This is a genomic window from Bradyrhizobium sp. AZCC 1578, from assembly GCF_036924675.1.
Lineage (GTDB): Bacteria > Pseudomonadota > Alphaproteobacteria > Rhizobiales > Xanthobacteraceae > Bradyrhizobium.
The window spans coordinates 4,353,325-4,375,507 of sequence record NZ_JAZHRZ010000001.1 but is presented as its reverse complement, the minus strand read 5'-3'; the positions used below and the strand labels follow the sequence as shown (position 1 = coordinate 4,375,507).

Annotated in this window: 21 protein-coding genes; 8 read left to right on the top strand and 13 right to left on the bottom strand. The window is 63.6% G+C overall.

Features of this window, described 5'->3' with window-relative positions:
• The first annotated feature begins 137 nt into the window (after nt 1–137).
• Nucleotides 138–779 (top strand): hypothetical protein, encoded by a 642-nt coding sequence (locus V1290_RS20820; RefSeq protein ID WP_334366141.1) that lies wholly within the window; start codon nt 138–140, stop codon nt 777–779.
• Nucleotides 780–943: 164 nt separating this feature from the next.
• Here the strand turns inward: V1290_RS20820 and V1290_RS20815 are convergent, their stop codons facing one another.
• Nucleotides 944–1,144, bottom strand: coding sequence for a hypothetical protein (locus V1290_RS20815; protein ID WP_334366140.1), 201 nt, complete (start codon nt 1,142–1,144; stop codon nt 944–946).
• A gap of 59 nt (nt 1,145–1,203) precedes the next feature.
• Nucleotides 1,204–2,211, bottom strand: coding sequence for a 2-dehydropantoate 2-reductase (locus V1290_RS20810; protein ID WP_334366139.1), 1,008 nt, complete (start codon nt 2,209–2,211; stop codon nt 1,204–1,206).
• A 138-nt stretch (nt 2,212–2,349) separates the two neighbouring features.
• On the opposite strand from V1290_RS20810, the gene V1290_RS20805 reads away from it, so the two are divergent.
• Both V1290_RS20805 and V1290_RS20800 read left to right on the top strand, forming a co-directional pair.
• Nucleotides 2,350–2,925, top strand: coding sequence for a YidB family protein (locus tag V1290_RS20805; protein ID WP_065746641.1), 576 nt, complete (start codon nt 2,350–2,352; stop codon nt 2,923–2,925).
• Nucleotides 2,926–2,995: 70 nt separating this feature from the next.
• Nucleotides 2,996–3,274, top strand: a complete 279-nt coding sequence (locus V1290_RS20800) for a GlsB/YeaQ/YmgE family stress response membrane protein (RefSeq protein ID WP_334366138.1) — start codon at nt 2,996–2,998, stop codon at nt 3,272–3,274.
• A 128-nt stretch (nt 3,275–3,402) separates the two neighbouring features.
• On the opposite strand, the gene V1290_RS20795 is transcribed toward V1290_RS20800, so the two are convergent.
• Nucleotides 3,403–4,185 carry an SDR family NAD(P)-dependent oxidoreductase gene (locus V1290_RS20795; RefSeq protein ID WP_334366137.1) on the bottom strand — a complete coding sequence of 261 codons (783 nt, stop codon included), beginning with the start codon at nt 4,183–4,185 and terminating at the stop codon, nt 3,403–3,405.
• A gap of 279 nt (nt 4,186–4,464) precedes the next feature.
• On the opposite strand from V1290_RS20795, the gene V1290_RS20790 reads away from it, so the two are divergent.
• Genes V1290_RS20790 through V1290_RS20780 form a run of 3 tightly spaced genes read left to right on the top strand, consistent with a single transcriptional unit; the run spans nt 4,465 to nt 7,544 of the window.
• Nucleotides 4,465–5,532 (top strand): acyl-CoA dehydrogenase family protein, encoded by a 1,068-nt coding sequence (locus V1290_RS20790; protein WP_334366136.1) that lies wholly within the window; start codon nt 4,465–4,467, stop codon nt 5,530–5,532.
• A gap of 33 nt (nt 5,533–5,565) precedes the next feature.
• Nucleotides 5,566–6,726, top strand: coding sequence for an acyl-CoA dehydrogenase family protein (locus V1290_RS20785; RefSeq protein WP_028347625.1), 1,161 nt, complete (start codon nt 5,566–5,568; stop codon nt 6,724–6,726).
• A 17-nt stretch (nt 6,727–6,743) separates the two neighbouring features.
• Nucleotides 6,744–7,544 (top strand): enoyl-CoA hydratase/isomerase family protein, encoded by an 801-nt coding sequence (locus tag V1290_RS20780; protein ID WP_334366135.1) that lies wholly within the window; start codon nt 6,744–6,746, stop codon nt 7,542–7,544.
• 360 nt (nt 7,545–7,904) lie between these two features.
• Here V1290_RS20780 and V1290_RS20775 read toward each other — a convergent pair whose 3' ends face one another.
• From V1290_RS20775 to V1290_RS20755, 5 genes are all read right to left on the bottom strand, one after another.
• Nucleotides 7,905–8,669 carry a hypothetical protein gene (locus V1290_RS20775; protein ID WP_334366134.1) on the bottom strand — a complete coding sequence of 255 codons (765 nt, stop codon included), beginning with the start codon at nt 8,667–8,669 and terminating at the stop codon, nt 7,905–7,907.
• Between the two features lies 1 nt (nt 8,670).
• Nucleotides 8,671–9,465, bottom strand: a complete 795-nt coding sequence (locus V1290_RS20770; RefSeq protein ID WP_334366133.1) for an enoyl-CoA hydratase — start codon at nt 9,463–9,465, stop codon at nt 8,671–8,673.
• A 145-nt stretch (nt 9,466–9,610) separates the two neighbouring features.
• Complete coding sequence (locus V1290_RS20765) at nt 9,611–10,819, bottom strand: ABC transporter substrate-binding protein (RefSeq protein ID WP_334366132.1); 1,209 nt, start codon at nt 10,817–10,819, stop codon at nt 9,611–9,613.
• A gap of 275 nt (nt 10,820–11,094) precedes the next feature.
• Nucleotides 11,095–12,516, bottom strand: coding sequence for a serine hydrolase domain-containing protein (locus tag V1290_RS20760; protein WP_334366131.1), 1,422 nt, complete (start codon nt 12,514–12,516; stop codon nt 11,095–11,097).
• A 14-nt stretch (nt 12,517–12,530) separates the two neighbouring features.
• A complete protein-coding gene (locus V1290_RS20755; protein ID WP_334366130.1) occupies nt 12,531–12,944 on the bottom strand; it encodes a VOC family protein in 414 nt (137 codons plus the stop codon).
• 83 nt (nt 12,945–13,027) lie between these two features.
• Between V1290_RS20755 and V1290_RS20750 the strand changes: the two genes are divergently transcribed.
• Both V1290_RS20750 and V1290_RS20745 read left to right on the top strand, forming a co-directional pair.
• Nucleotides 13,028–13,816, top strand: a complete 789-nt coding sequence (locus tag V1290_RS20750; RefSeq protein WP_334366129.1) for a thermonuclease family protein — start codon at nt 13,028–13,030, stop codon at nt 13,814–13,816.
• 101 nt (nt 13,817–13,917) lie between these two features.
• On the top strand, nt 13,918–15,405 hold the full coding sequence (locus V1290_RS20745; protein WP_334369113.1) for a M48 family metalloprotease: 1,488 nt from the start codon (nt 13,918–13,920) through the stop codon (nt 15,403–15,405).
• 172 nt (nt 15,406–15,577) lie between these two features.
• Here the strand turns inward: V1290_RS20745 and V1290_RS20740 are convergent, their stop codons facing one another.
• The 5 genes from V1290_RS20740 to V1290_RS20720 all read right to left on the bottom strand — a co-directional run bounded on the left by V1290_RS20740 (nt 15,578) and on the right by V1290_RS20720 (nt 21,830).
• A complete protein-coding gene (locus V1290_RS20740) occupies nt 15,578–15,937 on the bottom strand; it encodes a hypothetical protein (protein ID WP_334366128.1) in 360 nt (119 codons plus the stop codon).
• 447 nt (nt 15,938–16,384) lie between these two features.
• Nucleotides 16,385–17,170, bottom strand: coding sequence for a CarD family transcriptional regulator (locus V1290_RS20735; RefSeq protein ID WP_334366127.1), 786 nt, complete (start codon nt 17,168–17,170; stop codon nt 16,385–16,387).
• Between the two features lie 415 nt (nt 17,171–17,585).
• Nucleotides 17,586–17,924 carry a ferredoxin FdxA gene (gene fdxA, locus V1290_RS20730; RefSeq protein WP_334366126.1) on the bottom strand — a complete coding sequence of 113 codons (339 nt, stop codon included), beginning with the start codon at nt 17,922–17,924 and terminating at the stop codon, nt 17,586–17,588.
• 124 nt (nt 17,925–18,048) lie between these two features.
• Nucleotides 18,049–18,318: an RNA-binding S4 domain-containing protein gene (locus V1290_RS20725; RefSeq protein ID WP_171709375.1), complete on the bottom strand. Its 270-nt coding sequence runs from the start codon at nt 18,316–18,318 to the stop codon at nt 18,049–18,051.
• A 77-nt stretch (nt 18,319–18,395) separates the two neighbouring features.
• A complete protein-coding gene (locus V1290_RS20720; protein ID WP_334366125.1) occupies nt 18,396–21,830 on the bottom strand; it encodes a helicase-related protein in 3,435 nt (1,144 codons plus the stop codon).
• Nucleotides 21,831–22,183: the final 353 nt, after the last annotated feature.

Below are 22,183 nucleotides of genomic sequence, written 5' to 3'. Positions count from 1 at the left end.
GTTCCGTCGGTCACATGAACCGGGTAACGTCACAACGCCAGCGGGAACATCGTGCAATTTCGGCGTGACAGCGCTGCCAAAATGATGACAATCGACTCAATCAAAGTTCCCAAGAATTCGACTGGAGCAAATCGTCCGTGATCGCCTCACGTGCATCGTCATTGGTTTTTGCCGCAATCGGAGGGCTGTTCGTGCTCGCGCCGGTGGCTTCAGATGCGCAGTGGTGGCGTAGCGCGCCGTACGATTTCGAATCCTGCGCCGATGTGGCCGAGAAGGCTGCGACCAAAGAAGAAAAGACGGCGAAACTCGCTGAATGCAACGCGAAATTCGCCGGCCGCCGCAAGCCTGGCGGCGGCTACACCTATTACGACTTCATGCAGGACCGGACGTTCGACATCGCGGGACCCAACCCGACGCCGGAAGAGCAGAAGAAGATCGACGAGCAATATACTGCCTATCTCGAGCGCGAGCGCCGCAACCACATCGCCGCAGCGGCGGCGGCCAAGCAGCAACAGCCGGAGCCGCCGCCAGCACAGGGAATACAACAAGATATCCAACAGGTCTCGCTGCGCACGGAGCAGGCGCCTGCGCTGGTCGAAACCGAAAGAGTGCCGATACCGGTGGCGAGCCCGGTCAAGCAGGCCGCACGCATCAAGGCGGCCCAATGCGCCAAGAGCCAATTCTCGTGTGAATGGCCGCGGCTCTCGGAGAGCATCAACGAACTGAAGCGGCTGTTCAATCCGCAACAGCAGCAGCCGGCCAAGCAGAAGAAGGGCTAGATCCTTCTGTCGTCCCTGCGAACCGCAGGGACCCATACGCCGCGGCGGATGTTGTCTTGCTGCGATGGTCGACGACTTTCCTTCAACAATTGGCGACGGTGGTTATGGGTCCCTGCGTTCGCAGGGACGACCTGGCTGAGCGGTGCGCGCGCGGCTAATCAGCATCAGTGCGCGCGCATCCGCTTGACGCGGCGCGGCTTGACGACCGGTGCGACGACCGCACGTGATGCCGCCCGCTGCTCCTGCAGCCTCGCTTCATAGCCCGGCGATGGCGTTGCCGTCGGCGGCACGGCATAAGCGGGCAGCAATGACGCCCAAAAAACTAGGACGGCAACCGCTACCAGCGCGAGACGCGTTCGTTTCATGTCGCTTCTCCCATCGGCTTACCTGAACGAACCTCGCGCGGGACCGGCGCCGAGGCAAATCAATTTCGGGGGCGAATCTGCTCCGGCGTCAGGCCGGGCGAGCCCTTGCCGCTGCTTTCAGCCTGCTGGATCAATTGCACGATCCGGCGCGAGAGCGGCGCCTCCAGTCCGCGGCGCTCGGCGATTTCGGTGATGACGCCCTGCAGATAATCGATTTCGGTGCGGCGGCCGCGCTGCAGATCTTCCCACATCGACGAGCGCGCCTCGGGATCGATCTTCATCGTCCGCCCCAGCAACGCTTCGAAGACCCGGTCCGGCAGGCGTAACAAAGGCGGCATCCAGGCGGGCGGGATCGGCATCGACGACACCGGCTTGATGCCTTCGGCCTTGATCGCCGCGAGAGCTTCGGCGAGCTGATCGGCGAACAATTGCCGCCATGGTCGTTGTGCGAGCTGCCGGCGCAGCGGCAGATCGGCCAGTGCGTTGAGCGCGTTGTTGAGATTGAGCAGCAGCTTGCCCCATTGCACGCCATCGATGTTGCCAGTCGGCCGCATCGTCAATCCCGGCACCGACAATTTCTCCGCGGTGCGCGCTTCGTCCTGCTCGATGACGATGTCACCCGAGGTGGCGCGATGAAACCGCCCATTGCCGAGCGCCATCACGTTGAACGGCACCATGCCGCCGAGCACGCGCCGCCCCGGCAGGCGGTTGCGCAGCACGGCGGCGTTGCCGACGCCGTTCTGCAGGCTGACAACGACGACATCGGACGGCGCATGGTGAGCGATGATTTCGGCCATCGCAGCGGTGTCCGCGCTCTTGACCGTGACCAGCACCACGCTGGCGTCAGCAAAAATGGAAGGGTTTTCCGACAATACGAACCGATCGCGCGCGACGGTCTGGTCAAAACCTTCAAAACTGGTCGGCCGCAGGCCGCCTGCTTCGATCTCGGCGATCACGCGCGGACGCGCCAGCAGCGCCACGCGGCAGCCGCCGGCCACCAGCATGCCGCCGACGAAGCAGCCGATGCTGCCGGCGCCTGCGATACCGATCGTTTGGCGCGAAACCATTTGTCACCTACCGCGTTGCAACCGGCTTCGAATAGCAGAGCGCGCGGACTGTGCCTATCGCAGGTGGCACCGCCTGCGCCTTGTAACCGTCATGTGCTACCGTTATGTTCCACGCGGGGCTACGCAGAGGAGACAACCATGGGTTTACTCGACGTCCTCAACGGCATGATGAATGGGCCGCGCGGCCCGAGCCGCCCCAGTTCACAATCAGAGAGCGGCGGAATGTCGCCCTTGACCATGGCGATCCTGGCGCTGCTGGCCTGGAAAGGCATCAAGCATTTCAGCGGCAACCAGACCGGCTCGGCACCGCAACCGGCGCCCGCGCCGGGCAACGTGAATGCCGGCATGCCCGGCGGCGGCATGGGCGGCGGACTCAGCGACATGCTCAAAGGCGGCTTGGGCGGGCTGCTTGCTGGAGGCGCGGCCGGCACCGTTTTGAGCGGCGGCCTCGGCGACCTCCTGAATCAACTGCAGCAGAAGGGCCTCGGCGATCAGGCGGACTCCTGGGTCAGCAACGGTCCGAACAAACAGGTCTCGCCCGGCGATCTCGCCAATGCGCTCGGCGCCGACCAGATCGATCAGCTCTCGGCGCAAAGCGGACTGTCGCGCGACGATTTGCTGCAAGGCCTCAGCCAGTATCTGCCCGACGTCGTCAATCATCTGACGCCGGACGGACGGCTGCCGAACGAGAACGAGATATCGGAACGGATCTGACGCCGCGAGACGCGCGGCGCCCGAGAGGTGCCGCGCCGCTTCACCATCGACGCATTGGAAAGGGACGGAAATGGGCGGCATTATCTGGATCATCGTCGTCGGCTTCGTCGCCGGTATCATCGCGCGCATCGTTTCGCCGGGCCAAAACAACCCGACCGGCTTCATCCTGACTACGGTGCTCGGCATCGCCGGCGCGTTCCTGGCGACCTTCGTCGGCCAGGCGATCGGCCATTACAGCCCCGATCAGGGCGCTGGCTTCATCACCGCCACCATCGGCGCGCTGGTGGTGCTGTTCATCTGGAACAGGCTGGTAGCGCGCGGCGTGATCTCGGATCCGGGGAATAGGTAAGGTCCGGCTCGTATCTCTCCTTCGTCATGCCCGGGCTTGACCCGGGCATCCACGCGCTTTGTCTCCAAAGAGCAAGTAAGACGTGGATGGCCGGATCAAGCCCGGCCATGACGGAGATGAATGCGTCGTCACAACACCAGATGCATCCCCGCATCCATGCGCACGAACTCGCCGGTCATGTTGCTCGACGCAGGCGAAGCGAGGAAGCAGACGAGCTGCGCGATATCTTCCGCCGTCGAAGCGACCTTCAGCGGCACCTTCGCCACCACTGCGTCGCGCACCGCTTTCGCGCCGGCTTCGCCGCGGCCCTTGGTGAACCACGGCGTATCGATATAGCCGGGACATACCGTGTTGACGCGGATCAGCGGCGCCAGCGCGCGCGCCAGCGATTGCGTCATGGTGTTGAGCGCGCCCTTGCTTGCGGCATAGGCGACGGACGAGCCGCCGCCGGAAATGCCGGCGACCGACGACACGTTGACCACGGCGGACGGCTGGCCGGAAACTTTAGCGCCCGCTTCGAGCAGCGCGCGCGCCGCGCGGATCATCTGGAACGGGCCGATCGTGTTGACGGCATAGATGCGCTGAAAGTCCTCGGCCGAAAGCCCATCGAGATCGTGATGCGGCACGTGCTTGGTGGTGCCGGCATTGTTGACCAGCACGTCGAGGCGTCCCCACGGCACGGCCGCGGCAGCAATCTTCCTGCAGTCTTCATCGCGCGACACGTCGCCCTGCACCACCACGACTTCGGCGCCGGCGCTGCGACAGAGATCGGCGGTCGCTTCGGCCTCCGCCTTGCTGTTGGAATAGTTGACGACGATGCGCGCGCCGCCGTTTGCCAGAATGGCCGCGGTCGCCGCTCCCAAGCCGGACGCAGAACCGGTGACAATTGCGCACAAACCATCCTTCGACATCCGCATTCCCTTTGTTGTTCTTGAATTAAAGTTTTGACCGCCCGCTGGCGTGGCTGAGCGCTACCATATCGCGCGGCCAACGGCGTGCAAATCCGAAGAAGTCCGTTGCGCGGAATTTATTCTTTGCGCCGCGACCTTCATGCCGCCGCCTCATGCGGCCCTGCGGACAGCGCTTGTCACGGCTATGGCTTTTGCCCATCATAAAGCGCAAGAAAAGACCGCAGCCGACCCGGCCATGTCAGTTGGGATTGGCATGCCAATTTCAAATCGGGGAACGCTGTGGCGGAGAGTGAGAACATCGTTGCCGAGACCGCGGAGAAAATCTTCGCCGATCTCGCCGACGCCCAAACCATCAATCGCGACCAGAAGGGCGAGTGGAAAGCCCCGCTCTGGCAGGCGCTGAGCGATGCCGGCCTGCCGCTGTCCTGGGTGCCGGAGAATTGCGGCGGCTCGGGCGCCTCTCTTGCCGAAGGCTTTAGCGTGCTGAGCGCCGCGGGACGCTTTGCGGTCGCGGTGCCGCTCGCGGAAACCATGCTGGCGGGCTGGCTGTTGGCGCAGGCCAAGATCACTTCGCCCGGCGGCGAGATGACGGTAGTGCCCGCGAGCCCGAAAGACCGGATTACCGTCAATGCCGATGGCAGCCTGTCGGGCAGGGCGCGCGGCGTGCCGTTTGCCAAGGTTGCAAAGCACTTCGCGGTGCTCGCCAGCAATGCGAAGGGTGATTTCTCCGTCGCATTGGTCGATGGCGGCAAGTGCCGGATCGAGACCGGCCTCAATCTCGGCGGCGATCCTTCTGATGTCGTGACGCTGGACAAGGTGCAGCCGGTCACGATCAAGCCGGCGCCAACAGGTTTCGACCAGGCCCGGCTCATGCTGATGGGCGGCGTCGCCCGATCCCTGCAGATCGCCGGCGCGCTGGAATCGATGCTGGATATCTCCGTGCGCTATTCCAATGAGCGTGTCGCCTTCGAGAAGAAGATTTCGAAATTCCAGGCGGTGCAGCACAATCTGGCGCGGCTCGCCGGCGAGTCGGCGGCCGCACTTGCCGCGGCCACTTCGGCCGCGGACGCTATTGCCAACGCGACCTCCTTCAACGACGAAGTGTTTCTCGAAGCGGTGGCGGCGAAAATCCGCTGCGCGGAGGCGGCGGAAAAAGGCGGCGGCATCGCCCATCAGGTGCACGGCGCGATCGGCTTTACCATCGAGCACATCCTGCATCGCTACTCGCTGCGTGCACTGGCATGGCGCGACGATTTCGGCTCCGAGAGTTTTTGGGCGGTCGAGCTCGGCAAGCTCGTGGCGCGAAGAGGCGCCGATGAGTTGTGGCCGCTCGTGGCCTCGCGCTGAGATCATCTCGATTTGCCTGCATAGAGAACAACAATGACCGCAGCCCTCCGTTTCGATCCGATCCGCCTGCCGAGCGAATGCGAGCAGTTGCGCAAGGAAGTCCGCGCCTTCCTTGCGGAAGAAATCGCCGCCGGCACCTTCGATCCGCACAAGCCGAACCGCGAAGATACCGACGTGCCGGAATTTTCCCGAAAGGTCGGTGCGCGCGGCTGGCTCGGCATGACCTGGCCGAAGAAATATGGCGGCCATGAGCGCTCGTTCCTCGAGCGTTATGTGGTGACCGAGGAAATGCGCGTGGCGAATGCGCCGACGCGGCGCTTCTTCGTCGCCGACCGCCAGAGCGGCCCGGTGCTTTTGAAATACGCACCCGAGCACATCAAGATGGAAATCCTGCCGCGCATCTGCCGCGGCGAGATCTGCTTTGCGATCGGCATGAGCGAGCCGAACTCCGGCTCCGATCTGTTCGCGGCAAAGACCCGCGCGACCAAGACCGACGGCGGCTATCTGATCAACGGCACCAAGATCTGGACCTCTTCGGCCCATATCGCCGATTACATGATCGCGATTTTTCGGACGTCACCGCCGACCAAAGAAAACCGCCGCCACGGCCTGACGCAGTTTCTGGTCAAGATGAAGCAGCCGGGGATCCAGGTGAATCCGATCGGCCAGATCACCGGGCAGTATGAATTCAACGAGGTCGTGTTCACCGATCACTTCATTCCCGACGATCACGTGCTCGGCGAAATCGACGGCGCCTGGAAACAGGCGACTTCGGAGCTTGCCTATGAGCGGTCCGGCCCCGAACGTTTCCTCGAGACCTATTACGTCCTGACCGAGCTGGTCCGCGCCGTCGGCAATAACCCGGACACCCGCAGCGCCGAAGGCATCGGCCGCCTGGTCGCGCAGGTGCACACCATGCGGCGCATGTCGGTATCGGTCGCGGGCATGCTGCAGGCCGGCAAGGAGCCGGTGGTCGAGGCCTCTATCGTGAAAGACATCGGTACCATCTGGGAGCAGCAATTGCCGCATCGCGTGCGTGAGCTCGCCGCCTTTGTCGAGGAAACCGCGACCAACCGCGAGACGCTGGAAAAGCAACTCGACTTCGCCATCAAGACTGCGCCCAAGCTGACGATCCAGGGCGGCACCACCGAAGTGCTGCGCGGCATCATCGCTCGCGGGCTAGGTTTGCGCTAATTCAACGAGGAAACCGCATGAGCAAATACACTGATATCGGCGTCGAGAAGCACGGCCATGTCGGCCTGATCGAGATCCGAAAACCTCCGCTGAACTTCTTCGACGTCTCGCTGATCAACCAGATTGCTGATGCGCTGGAGGAGTTCGACAACGACATCGAAATCCGCAGCTCCGTGCTCACGGCCCAAGGCAAGGCGTTCTGCGCCGGCGCGGATTTTTCCGATCCGAAGCGGCAGGAGCAGGAAGCGAGCGCGCAGAATGATCCGGCCGCCAATCTGCCGATCAACCATCTCTACGTCCAGGCCGTGCGCATCTTCCGCAACAAGAAGCCGATCGTCGCCGCCGTCCATGGCGCGGCCATCGGCGGTGGCCTGGGACTAGCCGTCTCGGCCGATTTCCGCGTCACCTGCCCCGAGGCACGCTTCGCCGCCAACTTTACAAAACTTGGCTTTCATCCTGGCTTCGGCCTGACTACGACGCTTCCCGAACTCGTTGGCCGCAACAACGCCGAACTGATCTTCTACACCAGCCGCCGCATCACCGGCGAGGAAGCCACGCGAATGGGCCTTGCCAATGTCTGCGTGCCGCAGGACCAGGTCCGCGCCGAGGCCATGAAGCTTGCCGCCGAAATCGCCGAATGCTCCCCGCTCGGCCTGATCTCGACCCGCGCCACCATGCGCGCCGGCCTCGCCGACCGCGTCATGGCCGCCACCAACCACGAGCTCGCCGAGCAGACCAGACTCCGCGCCACGGAAGATTTCAAGGAAGGCGTCAAAGCCACCGCAGAACGAAGGGCGGCGAACTTCAAGGGAAGGTGACCTAGCACAACTCTCTCACCCCGTCGTCCCGGCCTTGAGCCGGGACCCATACGCCGCGGCCCGCGGAAAGGGCACAAGGGGAGACGGCTTCGTTCGCGATAGGCAACGGTGGTTATGGGTCCCTGCGTTCGCAGGGACGACGGTGAAGGTTAGCCTCGTCGCTACAAAACCGCCGCATCCACGCTCATGCAAACCAGCCGAAACGTCACTCCGCTCTCTCAACGCGTCGTCCCGGCCTTGAGCCGGGACCCATACGCCGCGGCCCGCGGAAAGGGCATAACGGGAGACGGCTTCGTTCGCGATGGGCAACGGTGGTTATGGGTCCCTGCGTTCGCAGGGATGACGTGTTGATGGATTTCGCTACGCCACCAGCCTGAACGTCACGCCGCAAAGATCGAACCCATCGCCCGCCCCCTTGCAGCCCTTCGACTTCGCCGCATCTCGCGCCCTCGCGATATCGGCGACCCTGAACGTCAATCCGCTCATCAGATCGCTCGCGCCTTTCACAAATCGGAAGCTTGCATTCGGCAGTTTCAACTCCGGCTCACCGCCTGCCCCCTTGCTGACGGCAATGCCCAAAATCTTCCCCCAATGCTCCGCCAACCCTTGCGGATCCGGGCTCTGCATCTCGACTTCCGTCAGCGCCACCGTCACGTCCTTGCGGATCGCCTTCTGCCAGTTCGGCCCCGCCGGCGGGTAAAGTCCCAGCACGTCGTCGCTGCCGTCGGTATGATTGAACTCGATGAACGCGGCGCGGCAATCGCGCGGGTGCAGTTGCACGCCGTGATAAGGCGCGTGCGTGACCACATTCGCCGTGCGCACGCCGATCGCATTGGCGTGCTGGCCGCGCGCGTCGGGATCGTCGCAGCAGAAGATCGCCATGTAGCCGCCGCGGCCGCCGGTCTTGTCGAGGAAGCGCCCCGCCGCGGTGCCCGGCTGGATCGGCGCCACCACTTCGAGCAGGATCGTGTCAACCGGTAGCAATGCGTTCTCCAGTCCGTACTTGGCGACATTGCCATCGCGGTAACAGACGTTGAGGCCCATGATCTCGGAAATGTCCGAGATCACCGGCTCCAGATGCGGCGCCACCAGGCAGATCTGCCGCAGCCTGAGGTATCCGGCCATCTCAGTGCCCCTGAAATACAGGCTTGCGCTTCTCGACAAACGCCCTTGCCGCCTCCTTGTGATCGGCGGTGTCGCCCGAGCGCGAATGATGGATGGCTTCGGCGTCAAAACAGGCCTCCAGCGACATCGTCTCGGCATTGTTGATGTTGCGCTTGATGTAGCCCAGCGTCACCGACGGTCCCTGCGCCAGAGACATCGCGAGATCACGCGCTTCCGTATCGATGTCGGCATCCGGCACCACCTTTGTCACCATGCCGAGATTGTAGGCTTCGGTCGCGCTCAGCACCGGCGAGGTCAGATAGAGCTCGCGCGCTTTCGCAGCTCCGAGCATCTGGGTGAGGAAATAGGTGCCGCCGTAATCTCCTGACAATCCGACCTTGGCGAACGCGGTCGTGATCTTGCAGGAGGCGCTGGCGACGCGCAGGTCGCACGATAGTGCGATGGAGAGACCGGCGCCCGCGGCGGCGCCATCGAGCTGCGCCACGACGGGCTTCGGCATCTGGTGCAGGATGCGCGAGACTTCCATGCCGCGGCGCAGATTGGCCATCTTGGCCTCGAAGCCGAGTGGCGCCCTGCCCTCCGCCATCGACTTGACGTCACCTCCGACGCAGAACGTGCCGCCGGCGCCCTTCAAGAGTACCGCGCGCACCTCGTGATCCTCCGCCGCGCGCCGTGCCGCCTCCACCAGCCCGCGCGTCATATCCGGATTGAGCGCATTGCGCCGGTCGGGGCGGTTCATCGTGATGGTGAGTAGCCCAGCGTCGAGCTTCTGGAGGACCATTTCGTTTGCGCTCATGGGTGGTGCTTTCGTTCGTTGGTTGAGATGGAATTCCGGCCTCTCCCCGTCATTGCGAGCGAAGCGAAGCAATCCATACTTTCTTTGCCGCTCTATGGATTGCTTCGTCGCTTACGCTCCTCGCAATGACGCGGAAGCAGCGGTCTTATTTCTTCACCAGCGGACAGCGCGAGGCCTCCAGCGGCTGGAATGCCTCGTTGCCCGGGATGGTCGCCAGCAGCTTGTAATAATCCCAGCGCGTCTTCGACTCGGACGGCTTCTTGACCTCGAACAGATACATGTCGTGCACCATGCGGCCGTCGTCGCGAATTTTGCCGTTCCTGGCGAACATGTCGTTGACCGGCGTTTCCTTCATCAGCTTCATCACCGCGGCCGCATCCGTGGTGCCCGCGGTCTTGACGGCTTTCAGGTAATGCAGGACTGACGAATAGACACTGGCCTGCGCCGCGGTCGGCGGCCGCTTGACGCGTTCGGTGAAGCGCTTCGAGAACGCGCGGGTGTCGTCGTTGAGGTCCCAATAGAAGGCTTCGGCAAGCAACAAACCTTGCGCCGTCTCCAGCCCGACGCTGTCGATGTCGGTGACGAAGGCGAGCAGCGGCGAGAGCTTTTGGCCGCCGCTCCTGGTCAGCCCGAATTCCGCCGCCTGCTTGATCGCGTTGATGGTATCGCCGCCGGCATTGGCGAGGCCGACAACCTTGGCCTTCGAGCTCTGCGCCTGCAGCAGGAACGAGGAGAAGTCCGACGTATTGAGCGGATGCTTGACGCTGCCGAGCACCTTGCCGCCGGCCTTCACCACCACATTGCTGGTGTCCTTTTCCAGGTCCTGCCCGAAGGCATAGTCGGCGGTGAGGAAGAACCAGGTCTCGAAGCCGCTCTTGACGGTGGCGAGCCCGGTGACGTTGGCCTGCGCGAACGTGTCGTAGGAATAATGCACGGTGTAGGGGCCGCAGGCCTCGTTGCTCAGCCGGATCGAGGCGGGGCCGCTATACATCACGATCTTGTTGCGCGCCTTCGCGATCTCGCCGGCGGCAAGCGCGGTCGCGGAAGCCGCCACGTCGTACAGCATCTCGACGCCCTGATTGTCGAGCATGTCGCGCGCGATGCTGGCGGCAAGATCGGCCTTGTTGAGATGATCGGCCGCGACGATCTCGACCTTGCGCCCGAGCACCTCGCCGCCAAAATCCTCCACCGCCATCTTCGCCGCGGTCTCCGAACCCGAACCGGTGATGTCTGCGTAAAGCCCGGACATATCGAGAATGCCGCCAAGCTTGAGCGGCGGCTTGCTTTGCGCCATTGCCGCGCTCGCCGACATCGCCAGCGCGGCGGCGAAAACGGCTGTGATTGCTCTCTTCATGGAGTTCTCCCTGTGCACGCGCCGCATTGCCTGCGACTTTGAATTTTTGGCTCTGGCAGGATCATGCCGCATGGGGTCAGCAGCGGCAAGGCGAAGAGAAAGACGCCGCCAGGCGCGCGATTTCCGCTAAGCGGAATGAACTTGTAGGATGGGTAGAGTGATAGCGATACCCATCAATCCCAACGCGGAAGCATGATGGATATCGCTTTCGCTCCACCCATCCTACGGCACTTTGGCGCATAAGTCGCTTCGCTCCACCGCATCCTACGTACCGATTATTTTCCAAGCTGCGCGAGCACGCTAAACCACAGCGCGAGCGTCTCTGCATAGGAGGACGGCTCCGATGGCTTCTGGCGAACGGCAGTGTGCACCATGACAAGTTTGGAGACGGGATCGACTAGGATTATTTGCCCCCGGATTCCGAGGAGAGCGAACCGGCGCGCCTCGCCGGGCAGAAGCCAGACCTGGTATCCGTAACCAAAGTACGGTGTTGCAGTGCCGGGAGCGAGATAGGCAACGGCCGGCTGCACCGTCGTGGCGTCCAACATCCACTGCCGCGGAATCACCTGACGTCCCTCCCATGCGCCGTCATGGGCCAAGAGACGGCCGAACCGCGCGTAGTCGCGCAGGACCGCGTTGAAGCAGCAAAAAGTAATTTCTTGTCCGGTGCTATCGATGGCCCACGACGCGTCGGACTCTGCGCCAATCGCCTGCCAGATTTTGTCTTGAAGATAGTCTGCGACCGGTCCGCCCGTGACAGCCCGCAACACCAGACCCAGAATTTCGGTCTCGACACTGGCGTAATGCCATCTGGTGCCGGGAGGAGCGACGCGCGTGTTGAATTGGGCAACGCTGGTGACGGCGTCCTTCCCCGAGCCACCGAACAGATCACGCGAGAGCTGAGCGATGTCATCATTTCCGTCGTAGATTTCCTTAAAGGCGACTCCCGAGGACATATGCAGCAGGTCCCGGATCGAGGTCTTTCCGTATTCCGTCTCCGAGAGGCCGGCGACATAGGTCGAGACGGGATCGTCGATCGATTTGATTTTGCCTTCCGAGACAGCGATGCCGATCAGCATCGCCGTGATCGTCTTCGCCATCGATTGCGAGAGGAATCGGTCACGATCAGTGCGTGCATATTGATAGTGCTCGTACAAAATCGTGTCGCCCCTCGCTATCAACAGCCCAGTGATCGGATTGCGGGCGAGATAATTCTCGATCGAGAGCCGTTCCGATCGAAAGTTGTAGGAAATCGAGGGCCCGGGCGCCCGCTTGAACTGCCAGGGTGTCGTGGCTCGTCGCACCAGACGCGACGGAAACACGTCACCAAAATGGCTGTAAGTCCCGACCAGGTAATGAGGTTGACCCGCAGTCGCGCGGTCGCCAACCGGAAACCCTGCCGCAGCACCGTAGATATCCGCATTCGGTCCGGTGTTTGAAAATACGGGCCCAAGGACGGCATCGCCAGCCGCTCTCGCCGCTTCCTGGCCGATTGCCGATGACAACCCGGCAACGAGCGCAAGTGGCAATGCAAACCAGCACAAGTGACGTTTCATATTTTTCTCCCCGCATGTCTCGTGTCCCGGACGCGGTGCAGCGTCTCTTGACGGTGCACCGCAGAGCCGGGACCTACCGCCACAACATGGACTCCGGATCGGCAGCGCATTACGCCGCTGATGCGGCGCACTGCGCAGCATCCGGGGAACGCCACTCATGCCAACAACCCCTTGCCCGGCACGTGATTGAGCTCGAGCCGGATGCCGTCGGGATCCTCGAACAGGATTGAGTAATAGCCCGGCGCCCATTGGTCTTCGCGCGGCGCACGGATGATCTTGGCGCCGAGCGTCTTCAGGAAGCCGTGCAACTCATCGACATCGGCGCGTTCGCGGGCGCGGAAGCAGAGGTGGTGCAGGCCGACGCGCTGCTGCTCGAACGCGGCGCCCTCGTGCTCTGGCGACGGCGCGCTGATGCCGACCGCGGTGCGGCCGCCGACGCAGTAGTAGGTCGTCTCGCTATCGATGACCGGCTTCAAGCCGAGAAACGGCAGCAGCTTGCGATAGAAATCGCGGGAGCGTTCGTAATTCGAGGCGGTGAGAAAAATATGGGCAATGCCGTTGACTTCCATTGTCTCCCCCCACGTGGCAATCTCAGGTAGTATTGCTGTCATTGATCGAGCATACAGGAACGAGCGGGACAGAGAGCAGCGTTATGACCGGTCCGGCATTGCGTTACAGAGCTGCGCTTACGGCATCCGCCGCATTGTTTCTCGCGCTGGCGTCCGCTGGCGAGGCCGACGCCGCCGACTGCGTGCTGGAGCGGCAGGGCGAAGGGCGCGTCGCCGCAGTGGTCGATGCACGTGGCTTTCGCCTCGACGACGGCCGCGAAATTCGCCTCGCCGGCATCGAGCGCGTGGGAACCGAGGCGGCCAGCGGCAGGGCCGCATTGTCGGCTATCATCACCGGCCGCGACGTGACCCTGCATGGCGAGGATGACACGCCGGATCGGTACGGCCGGCAGTCGGCCTTTGTGTTCGTGACCGGTTCGGAACAATCGGTGCAAAGCGAGCTGCTACGCCGCGGCGAGGCCCTGGTTTCGAGCGATATATCCGACAAAAATTGCGCTGCAGCGCTGTCCGCCGCCGAGGGCGTGGCGAGAAATGCCAAATTGGGAATCTGGGCAAGTTCAACTGCCATAAAAAACACGGAAAGTCCGGGCGATATTCTGGCCGCGATTGGGCACTTTACGGTGGTCGAGGGCAAAGTGCTGTCCGTTCGGCAGGCGGGGGCAATGACCTACCTGAATTTCGGGCGGAACTGGACACGGGACTTTGCTGCGACTATTTCAAGGCGCATCATACCGGCGTTCGAGAGCGCCGGCCTTGGACCTAAGTCGCTCGAAAACCGACGGATTCGTGTCCGCGGCGTTGTCTCGTCGCGGGGAGGACCGCGAATTGAGTTGCTTCGGGTGGGGCAGATTGAGGTGGTGGGCGGGAAATAGCGTTTGATTCGAGGGCTGGCATCGGTCTTCGCTGGGATCACGCGCAAACAAGAGGGGATGAGATCAAGGATCCTGGTCGGATCGTGATCTTAGTGGCTGATTTGACGCATCGTGCACAACGGCGCGAAGGAAACACGGGCTGCCGCCTTCTGGCTGCGCCGGCGCTGTTGTGCGTGGCGCTGATCCTTTCTTCCTGTGGAAATCTCGGGAAGATCGAGACCGCCGCACCGACGGTGCCCGCGCCGAAGCCGAGCCGCACTGTCGCGCAGACACCGGCGAGCGAGCGCGAGCACGAGCGCATTCTGGCCTCCTATGGCGGCGCCTATGACGATCCGAAACTCGCAACCCTGATCGGCAAGACAGTCGACCGGCTGGTGGCGGCGTCCGACCGTCCGGACCAGGCCTACCGGGTGACCATCCTCAATTCCGGCGCGGTCAACGCCTTCGCGCTGCCGACCGGCCAACTCTATGTGACGCGCGGGCTGGTGGCGCTCGCCAGCGACACCTCGGAACTGTCCTCGGTGCTGAGCCACGAGATGGCACATGTCATCGCAAAGCACGCCTCGATCCGGGAAGATCAGGCACGGCAGGCGGCGGTGGTGACGCGCGTCGTCACCGACATGAGCAACGATCCGGATCTGACCGCGCTGGCGCTGGCGAAAACCAAGCTGACGATGGCGAGCTTCTCGCGGCAGCAGGAGTTCGAGGCCGATGGCATCGGCGTCGGCATTTCGGCCCGCGCCCGCTTCGATCCCTATGGCGCGGCGCGCTTCCTCGCCGCGATGGAGCGCAATGCGGCGCTGAAGGCCGGCAAGACCTCGCTCGATCCGCGCGCGCAGGACTTTCTGTCCTCGCATCCGGCAACGCCTGAGCGCGTGCAGAACGCGCAGGCCAGCGCGCGGCAATACACCTCGCCGCAGAGCGGCGAGCGCGACCGCGAGACCTATCTCGCCGCCATCGACAACATCGTCTATGGCGAGGACCCCAGCGAGGGCTTTGTGCGCGGGCGTCGCTTCCTGCATCCGAAACTCGGCTTCACCTTCCAGGCGCCCGAGACGTTCACGCTCGACAACACTGCGCAGGCCGTGATCGGCGTGCGCGAGGGCGGCACGCAGGCGATGCGCTTCGACGTGGTGCGCGTGCCGGCCGAACAGTCGCTCGCCGATTACCTCAATTCCGGCTGGATGGAAGGTGTCGACAAGGGCTCGACCGAAGACCTGATGATCAACGGTTTCCCGGTGGCTGCGGCGTCGGCGAATGGCGATCAGTGGCAGTTCAAGGTCTATGCGCTACGTTACGGCAGCGACGTCTACCGCTTCATCTTCGCCGCCAAGCAGCGCAATACCGAAAGCGAACGAAATGCGCGCGAGACCGTCAACTCGTTCCGCCGCCTGACGCTGGAAGAAATCCAGGCCGCGCGCCCATTGCGTATCAAGGTCATCACCGTGCAGCCCGGCGACACCGTGGAATCGCTGTCCCACCGCATGACCGGCGTCGACCGCCCCACCGAGCGCTTCCGCATCCTCAACGGCCTCGACCAGCACGCCCAGGTCAAGCCGCGCGATCGCGTGAAGATCGTGGTGGATTGAGTGGGGAAGCACGCCGCTGCGTCGTCGTCCCCCGCCTAGTGCGCAATTGCGCACCGGGCGCGGGGACCCATACGCCGCGGTCGCTGTAATAGCGCAATCCGCCAAACGCCCTAACGCAGCAACATCGCCCTGTGGTTATGGGGCCCTGCTTTCGCGGCGATCTCTCCCGACGCTACTCGATAGTCACGCGCGAACGCCACCGCGACTCAAAACTATTGTCATCGTCAAGCATCCGCGCCTGCGCATCCATGGGCTCGCTGCGCTTCTCTGTGACGATGCTTACCGGCTCGGCCTCGGCCTTCGCTTGCGCGGGTGCAGGCGCCGCGGCAGGCCACCGCAACAACGATTTCGAAATCACGGTCCTGCCGGCGTACCAGCATTTGCGGCCGTCGATCAGGCGCCAGGACCAATGCCCTTGCGCGCTTGACGGCACCGCGGCGCTGCATTCCCTGACCTGCGCGGCCGGCGCGCTGATCGGAAGCAGCGCGGCCATGACAATGGCGAGAAAGACTGACTGAACCTGCCCTTTCATCGAATCCCCCTTGCGGTAGATCTGGATGTGGCTGGGAGGTTCTCCCCCGATTCTGGTCACAAAAAGTCGAAAATTGGGCCACTTTCCGCGTAAGTGACTGCAAGGTTTAGCCTATTCTGCCTCTTGTCGTCCCGCACAAGCGACTTGTCGCCGTTGCCTCAACAACGCCGCCCTGTGGTTATGGGCCCCTGCTTTCCGCAGTGGCGACACGTTCAGAGGTTCTCGCCTCTGTCCTGTCGTCCCTGCGAACGCATGCGAACGCAGGGACCCATAACCACGGCCTACATTGCTGAGGCGCAGCCGTCGCCCCGAGTGCCCATTCCGCCGACCGCGGCGTATGGGCCCCTGCTTTCGCAGGGGCGACGGCAATCGCTCGCTATAGCAATGCAGCCAAACAAAAAGCCCGGTCTTTCGACCGGGCTTTTCGTTTCAATCCCTGGGATTCTTTCAGGCAGCTTCGTCCGCCACGGCGGCGTCGTCGCCGTCGGCGTCGACATCCGCCTCGTCGGCCTCAGTATCAGCTTCGGTGGCTTCGGCCTTGGCGCCGCGGCGCGGGCTCTTGGCGAGCTGGCTTTCGATTTCCTTGACCGCTTCGGTCTCGGTCGAATGCTGCACGACCGCGATTTCGCGTGACAGCCGATCGAGCGCCGCTTCATAGAGCTGGCGTTCCGAGTAGGACTGCTCGGGCTGCGATTCCGAGCGGTAGAGGTCGCGGACCACTTCGGCGATCGCGACGATGTCGCCCGAATTGATCTTCGCTTCGTATTCCTGCGCCCGGCGCGACCACATCGTGCGTTTGACGCGCGCACGACCTTTCAGGGTTTCGAGGGCCTTCTTGACCAGCGCCGGCTCGGACAGCTTGCGCATGCCGACATTGGCGACCTTGGCGGTCGGCACGCGGAGCGTCATCTTGTCCTTCATGAAATTGATCACGAACAGCTCGAGCTTGGCGCCCGCGATCTCCTGCTCCTCGATGGCCAGGATCTGGCCGACGCCGTGAGCCGGATAGACCACGAATTCATTGGCCTTGAAGCCCTGACGCTGGGTCACGACCTTCTTCGGTTCCTCGACGCGCGGCGCGGCGGCAACCGGCTTGGCAGCAGCCTTCGGCGCGGCGGCTTTCGGAGGAGCAGCCTTCACAGGGGTCTTGACGGGATGCTTGGCAGCAACTTTCGACGCAGTGGTCTTCGAACCCGTCGCTTTCGCGGCGGTCTTGGCAGTCTTTTCTGGCATTGCGCTTCTTTTGTTCTTTGAGGACTTTGTGGCCGAAACCTTCTTGGCGTCCTTCATGGGCGCCTTGGCACGGCCTTTGGTTGCGCTGCGGCTGGCCGGAGCGGCTTTTTTCGTCGTCTTGGAAGCACTCTTTTTACGCGTTTTCTGTGACACAGCCTGCGCGCGGAACTGCCACGCCCCTGTTCGATGTTTTTACGAAAACCCACCGGGGCCACAGGATACGCATGGCCGGGATCGGCTTATATGTGCCGAATATAGCACATTTTCCGCAAAAATCAATGATTTACGCCGGGTTCCGGGCCCTTACGGGGCGGTTTCCGTCATAAGACCGCTAACAGGGTTAAATCCGCTCACCGCGTTCGGTTCAGATTGGGGCTAAAATCAGGCTCGACGAACCCGCAACTTATCCACAGGCTTAATCGCCGCTACCGGGTTCCTTGGAAAAATATTTCTCGAACTTGCCCTCGACACCTTCGAATTCTTTCGCGTCCGTCGGGGCGTCCTTCTTCTGGGTGATGTTGGGCCAGCTCTTGGCGTACTCGGTGTTGACCTCAAGCCACTTCTCGAGGCCCGGCTCGGTGTCGGGCTTGATGGCATCCGCCGGACATTCGGGTTCGCAGACGCCACAGTCGATGCATTCGTCGGGATGGATGACCAGCATGTTCTCGCCCTCGTAGAAGCAGTCGACGGGGCAAACCTCAACGCAGTCGGTATATTTGCACTTGATGCAGGCTTCAGTGACGACGTAAGTCATCCAACGCTCCGAAACGGATCAGTTTTCCGGGGTTTGCGTAGCGCATGCGGTGCGCTGCCGCAAGGGAAGCAGCGGGCCTCTAGCGGCTGTTTTTCAAGCGTCCCTGCGTGCCTTGCGCAGATAGTTATTGTTTGCCGTTCTGCAAATCATCGTAGAGCACGCGCGCCGCCGCAGCGTCGCCGCGCCGCTCGGAAAATCCCACCACTTTCAGGATGCGCACGGTGCGGTCGAGCCCGATCGTCAAGACGTCGCCGACTTTCACCGAATGTCCCGGCGCCATCTCACGCACGCCGTTGATGCGAACGTGACCGGCCTCAACGAGGGCGGCAGCCGAGGTGCGGGCCTTCACCACCCGCGCATGCCACAGCCATTTGTCGAGACGCTGCCGCTCCAACTAATCTCTCGTAGTTTATTCTTCACGCGTTTTCTTGGACCGCGAACCGGGACCCACTTCGCTTGAAAACGCTTTGACTATTCCTTGCGGTTGCCGGCGAGTTGCTCCTTCAGCGCCGCCAGCTTTGCGAACGGTGAATTCGGATCGATCGGCCGGTCGCGCTCGCGTGGGCTCGCGCTCGTCGCCCATTGACGGTGCGAAGGGCCAGAGTCGCGCTTGTCGCGGCCGCCCTTGTCGCGTCCGCCGAAATCACGGCCGCCGCGCTCGCCCTTGTCGCGGCCACCCTTGCGCTCGCCCTTGTTGCGATCGAATTTGTCGCGGCGCTCCTCGCGGTCGCGGCCCTTGCTCTCAAAACGCTCGCGCGGCGGACGGTCCGGACGCGCTTCTGCCGCGGGCGCGCCTTCTGCGGCCGGCGCTGCCGTAGCATCGGCCGGTGCGCCCTCGCGGGGCTTTCTGAACTCGCTGTGGCGACGGCCACGGCGATGGCGCTGCTCGCGCTGCCCCCCTTCACCGCCTTCGCCGCTCGCCGCTTGCGCGCCCTCGCCCGCGCGGTGATGGCGCTGGCGGCTGCGGTCGTGATGCGGACGGCGCTCGTCGGAACGGCCGCCGGGCCGCCAGACTTCGACGAGTGCAGGCTCTGCCGGTGTCTCGGACTTGGCTTCGGCTGCCGGAGCTTCGACGGGCGCTGCTTCTGCAGGCGCTTCGGCTTCGGCAGGCGCTTCGCTCGCGGTTTCGGGTTCGGCCGCCGCTTCTGCAGCGCTGACCGCTTCCGGCGTCTCCTGTTCCGGAGGCGCATCCGCGATCGCGGCTTCCGCCGGTGTGGTCTCGGCGGGCGCAGCTTCCGCCGCAGCAGCGGGTTGTTCGGCGGCCACCGGGGTCACATCCGGCAGCAGCGAGGCCGACGACGGCGCGGGCGCGTCGCTGACAGGCACTTCGGCCGCGACTTCTTCCGCCGGCATCTCTGCCGTGGCCTCGGCGCTCGCCTCAACCGGCGGCGTTTCGGCGGAGACCGTCTCGACGACGGCCTCGGGCGCGGGCTTCGGGGCGAGCTGCGGGCGGCGGTCCATGCGGTAGCCGAGCGCGCGCAGGATCGAGGCGAAATCCTCTCCTGCGGATCCCGTCAGCGAGGTCATCGCCTGCGTCACCACAAAGCCGCGGCCGTCGAACGCGCCGGCGGGCTTTTCGCCCGGCGACGTCTCGCGCCACGCCAAAGCGGGACGAATGAGATCGGCGAGACGCTCCAGGATGTCGACGCGCACTGCACGCTCGCCGCACTGGCGGTAGCCGAGCACGCGATAGGCATCGCGCGGTAACGCCTTGTCGACCGGGAACGAGGTCCGCCCCGAGCTCGCCAGATGCTGCGCGCCTGACAGCGCGGACATATCGACATTGTCCTGTTTCTCGGCCCACAACAGCGAGGCCAACGCGCGCGCCGCGGGCTTCAAGAGCCCCGGGAAATAGATGTGATAGGCGCCGAACCGCACGCCGTACTTTCGCAACGTCGCGCGCGAGGCCTGGTCGAGATCCTTCATCTCGCTCGCGATCTTGCTCCGCTCCAGCACACCGAGCGCTTCGACGAGCTGGAATGCGATGCCGCGCGCAATACCCGTGATGTCCTCGGCCTTCGACAGCCCGAACAGCGGCCCCAACAGCTTTTCGATATGCGTCTTCAGCCACAGATCGAGCCGCGTTTGCACGGCCTCGCGCGGCGCGCCGGAGAGGCGCTCATCGGAAATGATGCGGATGCGCGGATGCAGCGCATCGTCAGCCGCGACGAGTTTTGCGACCGCATCGCCGGTCCAGCGGATGGTGCCGTCGGAAGTCAGCACGAACTGGTCGTCGGGCGCGGCTGAGAGCTTTTCCGCGCGCGCGTTGATCTCGCTCGCCAGCACCTGCTGGGCGGCCGCCTGCAACGCTTTCGCGTCCGAGCCGGCTTCCGCCGCATCGGGTGCAAAGGTGAATCCATCGAGCCGGCCGATCGCGTGGCCTTCCACAATCACTTCGCCGGTCTTGCCAATTTCCGTATTCAAAACTGAGTTCTCCCGCAGGCGGCGCATCAATACACTGGTCCGCCGGTCAACGAAACGCTCCGTAAGGCGTTCATGCAGCGCATCGGATAATTTATTTTCCACCTCACGGGTGATCCCCTGCCAGTGGTCGGGGTCGGACAGCCAGTCCGGCCGGTTGGCGACGAAGGTCCAGGTGCGGATCTGCGCGATCCGGCCCGACAGCGTGTCGATATCGCCGGTAACGCGGTCGGCCTGGTCGACCTGGGCGGCAAACCATGCGTCGGGTATCCGACCTTTCTTCATCAGAAATGCATAAAGCGTGGTCACGAGTTCGGCGTGGGCAGCGGGCGCGATCTTGCGGTAATCCGGGATCTGGCAGGCGTCCCACAGCCGTTCCACGGCTGGTGCGCCGTGGGCCATGTCCCTCACCTCGCCGTCGCGCGCCGCATGATCGAGCACGCGCAGATCTTCGGCAATCGGCGCGCGGGTCAAGGCGTCATGCCCGGGCGGCAGCGCCAGCGACACCTGCAGCGCGCCGAGCGAGGAGAAATCCAGCCTCGAATTCCGCCACTGCAGCATTTTGACGGTGTCGAAGGTGTGGTTCTGCAGCGCGTTCACCAGTTCCGGCTCGAACGGTGCACAGCGCCCCGTGGTGCCGAAGGTGCCGTTTCGCGTCGCGCGCCCGGCGCGGCCGGCGATCTGCGCGAACTCGGCCGGATTGAGCCTGCGGAACTGATAGCCGTCATACTTGCGATCGGAGGCGAACGCGACGTGGTCGACGTCGAGATTCAGGCCCATGCCGACGGCGTCGGTGGCGACGAGATAATCGACGTCACCGTTCTGGAACATCGCGACTTGCGCGTTTCGTGTACGTGGCGAGAGCGAGCCGAGCACGACGGCCGCGCCGCCATGCTGGCGGCGGACCAATTCGGCGATCGCGTAGACTTCATCGGCCGAGAACGCGACGATCGCGGTGCGGCGCGGCTGGCGCGTGATCTTGCGGTCGCCGGCGAATTCGAGCTGCGAGAGCCTCGGACGTGTGACGATGGAAGCGCCCGGCAGCAGCCGCTCGATGATCGGCCGCATGGTGGCGGCCCCTAACAGCAGCGTCTCGTCGCGGCCGCGACGGTGCAGGATGCGGTCAGTGAAGACGTGCCCGCGCTCGAGATCGGCCGCGATCTGGATTTCATCGACGGCGAGGAACGAGACGTCGAGATCCCGCGGCATCGCCTCCACGGTGGAGACCCAGTAGCGCGGATTCTTCGGCTTGATCTTCTCTTCACCCGTGACGAGCGCAACCGCCTCAGTCCCAGCGCGATCGGCGATCTTGTTGTAGACCTCGCGCGCGAGCAGCCGCAGCGGCAGCCCGATCACGCCGGACGAGTGCCCCAGCATCCGCTCGATGGCCAGATGCGTCTTGCCGGTATTGGTCGGCCCGAGGACAGCGGTAACGCCCGCGCCGGGCGCGCGATCAGTCGCGAACGTGGAAGGAGAGAAAGCCATTCTGTGCAGGTGTTTTCTTATTTAGGTGCGAGCGCCCAACCCGTCATTGCGAGCCACCCGGTCGGCGCAAAGCGCCGCCGGATGACAGGCTCCGCGAAGCAATCCATAGCGCCACACGTGTGGAGGTATGGATTGCTTCGTCGCCTCGCTTCCTCGCAATGACGGAAAAACGCGGAGTTTCTCTTTCGTTTGGCACCAACTGCGCCGATTCTGTTTCACTTTGCGACGGTGATGCGGTCGCGGCTTAAGCTCTGGAACGAGTCTGGAACGAATCGCGTCCGAATCGCTGACTCCTCCCGAGACCCGATACGTTCACCGCAACATCTCGCGCTGAAGCGCACCCGGCGACACTA

Coding starts and splice junctions, on each gene's coding strand:
- V1290_RS20815 (WP_334366140.1), bottom strand. CDS start 1,144: ATGAAACGAACGCGTCTCGCGCTGGTAGCGGTTGCCGTCCTAGTTTTT.
- V1290_RS20810 (WP_334366139.1), bottom strand. CDS start 2,211: ATGGTTTCGCGCCAAACGATCGGTATCGCAGGCGCCGGCAGCATCGGC.
- V1290_RS20805 (WP_065746641.1), top strand. CDS start 2,350: ATGGGTTTACTCGACGTCCTCAACGGCATGATGAATGGGCCGCGCGGC.
- V1290_RS20800 (WP_334366138.1), top strand. CDS start 2,996: ATGGGCGGCATTATCTGGATCATCGTCGTCGGCTTCGTCGCCGGTATC.
- V1290_RS20795 (WP_334366137.1), bottom strand. CDS start 4,185: ATGTCGAAGGATGGTTTGTGCGCAATTGTCACCGGTTCTGCGTCCGGC.
- V1290_RS20785 (WP_028347625.1), top strand. CDS start 5,566: ATGACCGCAGCCCTCCGTTTCGATCCGATCCGCCTGCCGAGCGAATGC.
- V1290_RS20780 (WP_334366135.1), top strand. CDS start 6,744: ATGAGCAAATACACTGATATCGGCGTCGAGAAGCACGGCCATGTCGGC.
- V1290_RS20775 (WP_334366134.1), bottom strand. CDS start 8,669: ATGGCCGGATACCTCAGGCTGCGGCAGATCTGCCTGGTGGCGCCGCAT.
- V1290_RS20770 (WP_334366133.1), bottom strand. CDS start 9,465: ATGAGCGCAAACGAAATGGTCCTCCAGAAGCTCGACGCTGGGCTACTC.
- V1290_RS20765 (WP_334366132.1), bottom strand. CDS start 10,819: ATGAAGAGAGCAATCACAGCCGTTTTCGCCGCCGCGCTGGCGATGTCG.
- V1290_RS20760 (WP_334366131.1), bottom strand. CDS start 12,516: ATGCTGCGCAGTGCGCCGCATCAGCGGCGTAATGCGCTGCCGATCCGG.
- V1290_RS20755 (WP_334366130.1), bottom strand. CDS start 12,944: ATGGAAGTCAACGGCATTGCCCATATTTTTCTCACCGCCTCGAATTAC.
- V1290_RS20750 (WP_334366129.1), top strand. CDS start 13,028: ATGACCGGTCCGGCATTGCGTTACAGAGCTGCGCTTACGGCATCCGCC.
- V1290_RS20740 (WP_334366128.1), bottom strand. CDS start 15,937: ATGAAAGGGCAGGTTCAGTCAGTCTTTCTCGCCATTGTCATGGCCGCG.
- V1290_RS20735 (WP_334366127.1), bottom strand. CDS start 17,170: ATGCCAGAAAAGACTGCCAAGACCGCCGCGAAAGCGACGGGTTCGAAG.
- fdxA (WP_334366126.1), bottom strand. CDS start 17,924: ATGACTTACGTCGTCACTGAAGCCTGCATCAAGTGCAAATATACCGAC.
- V1290_RS20720 (WP_334366125.1), bottom strand. CDS start 21,830: ATGGCTTTCTCTCCTTCCACGTTCGCGACTGATCGCGCGCCCGGCGCG.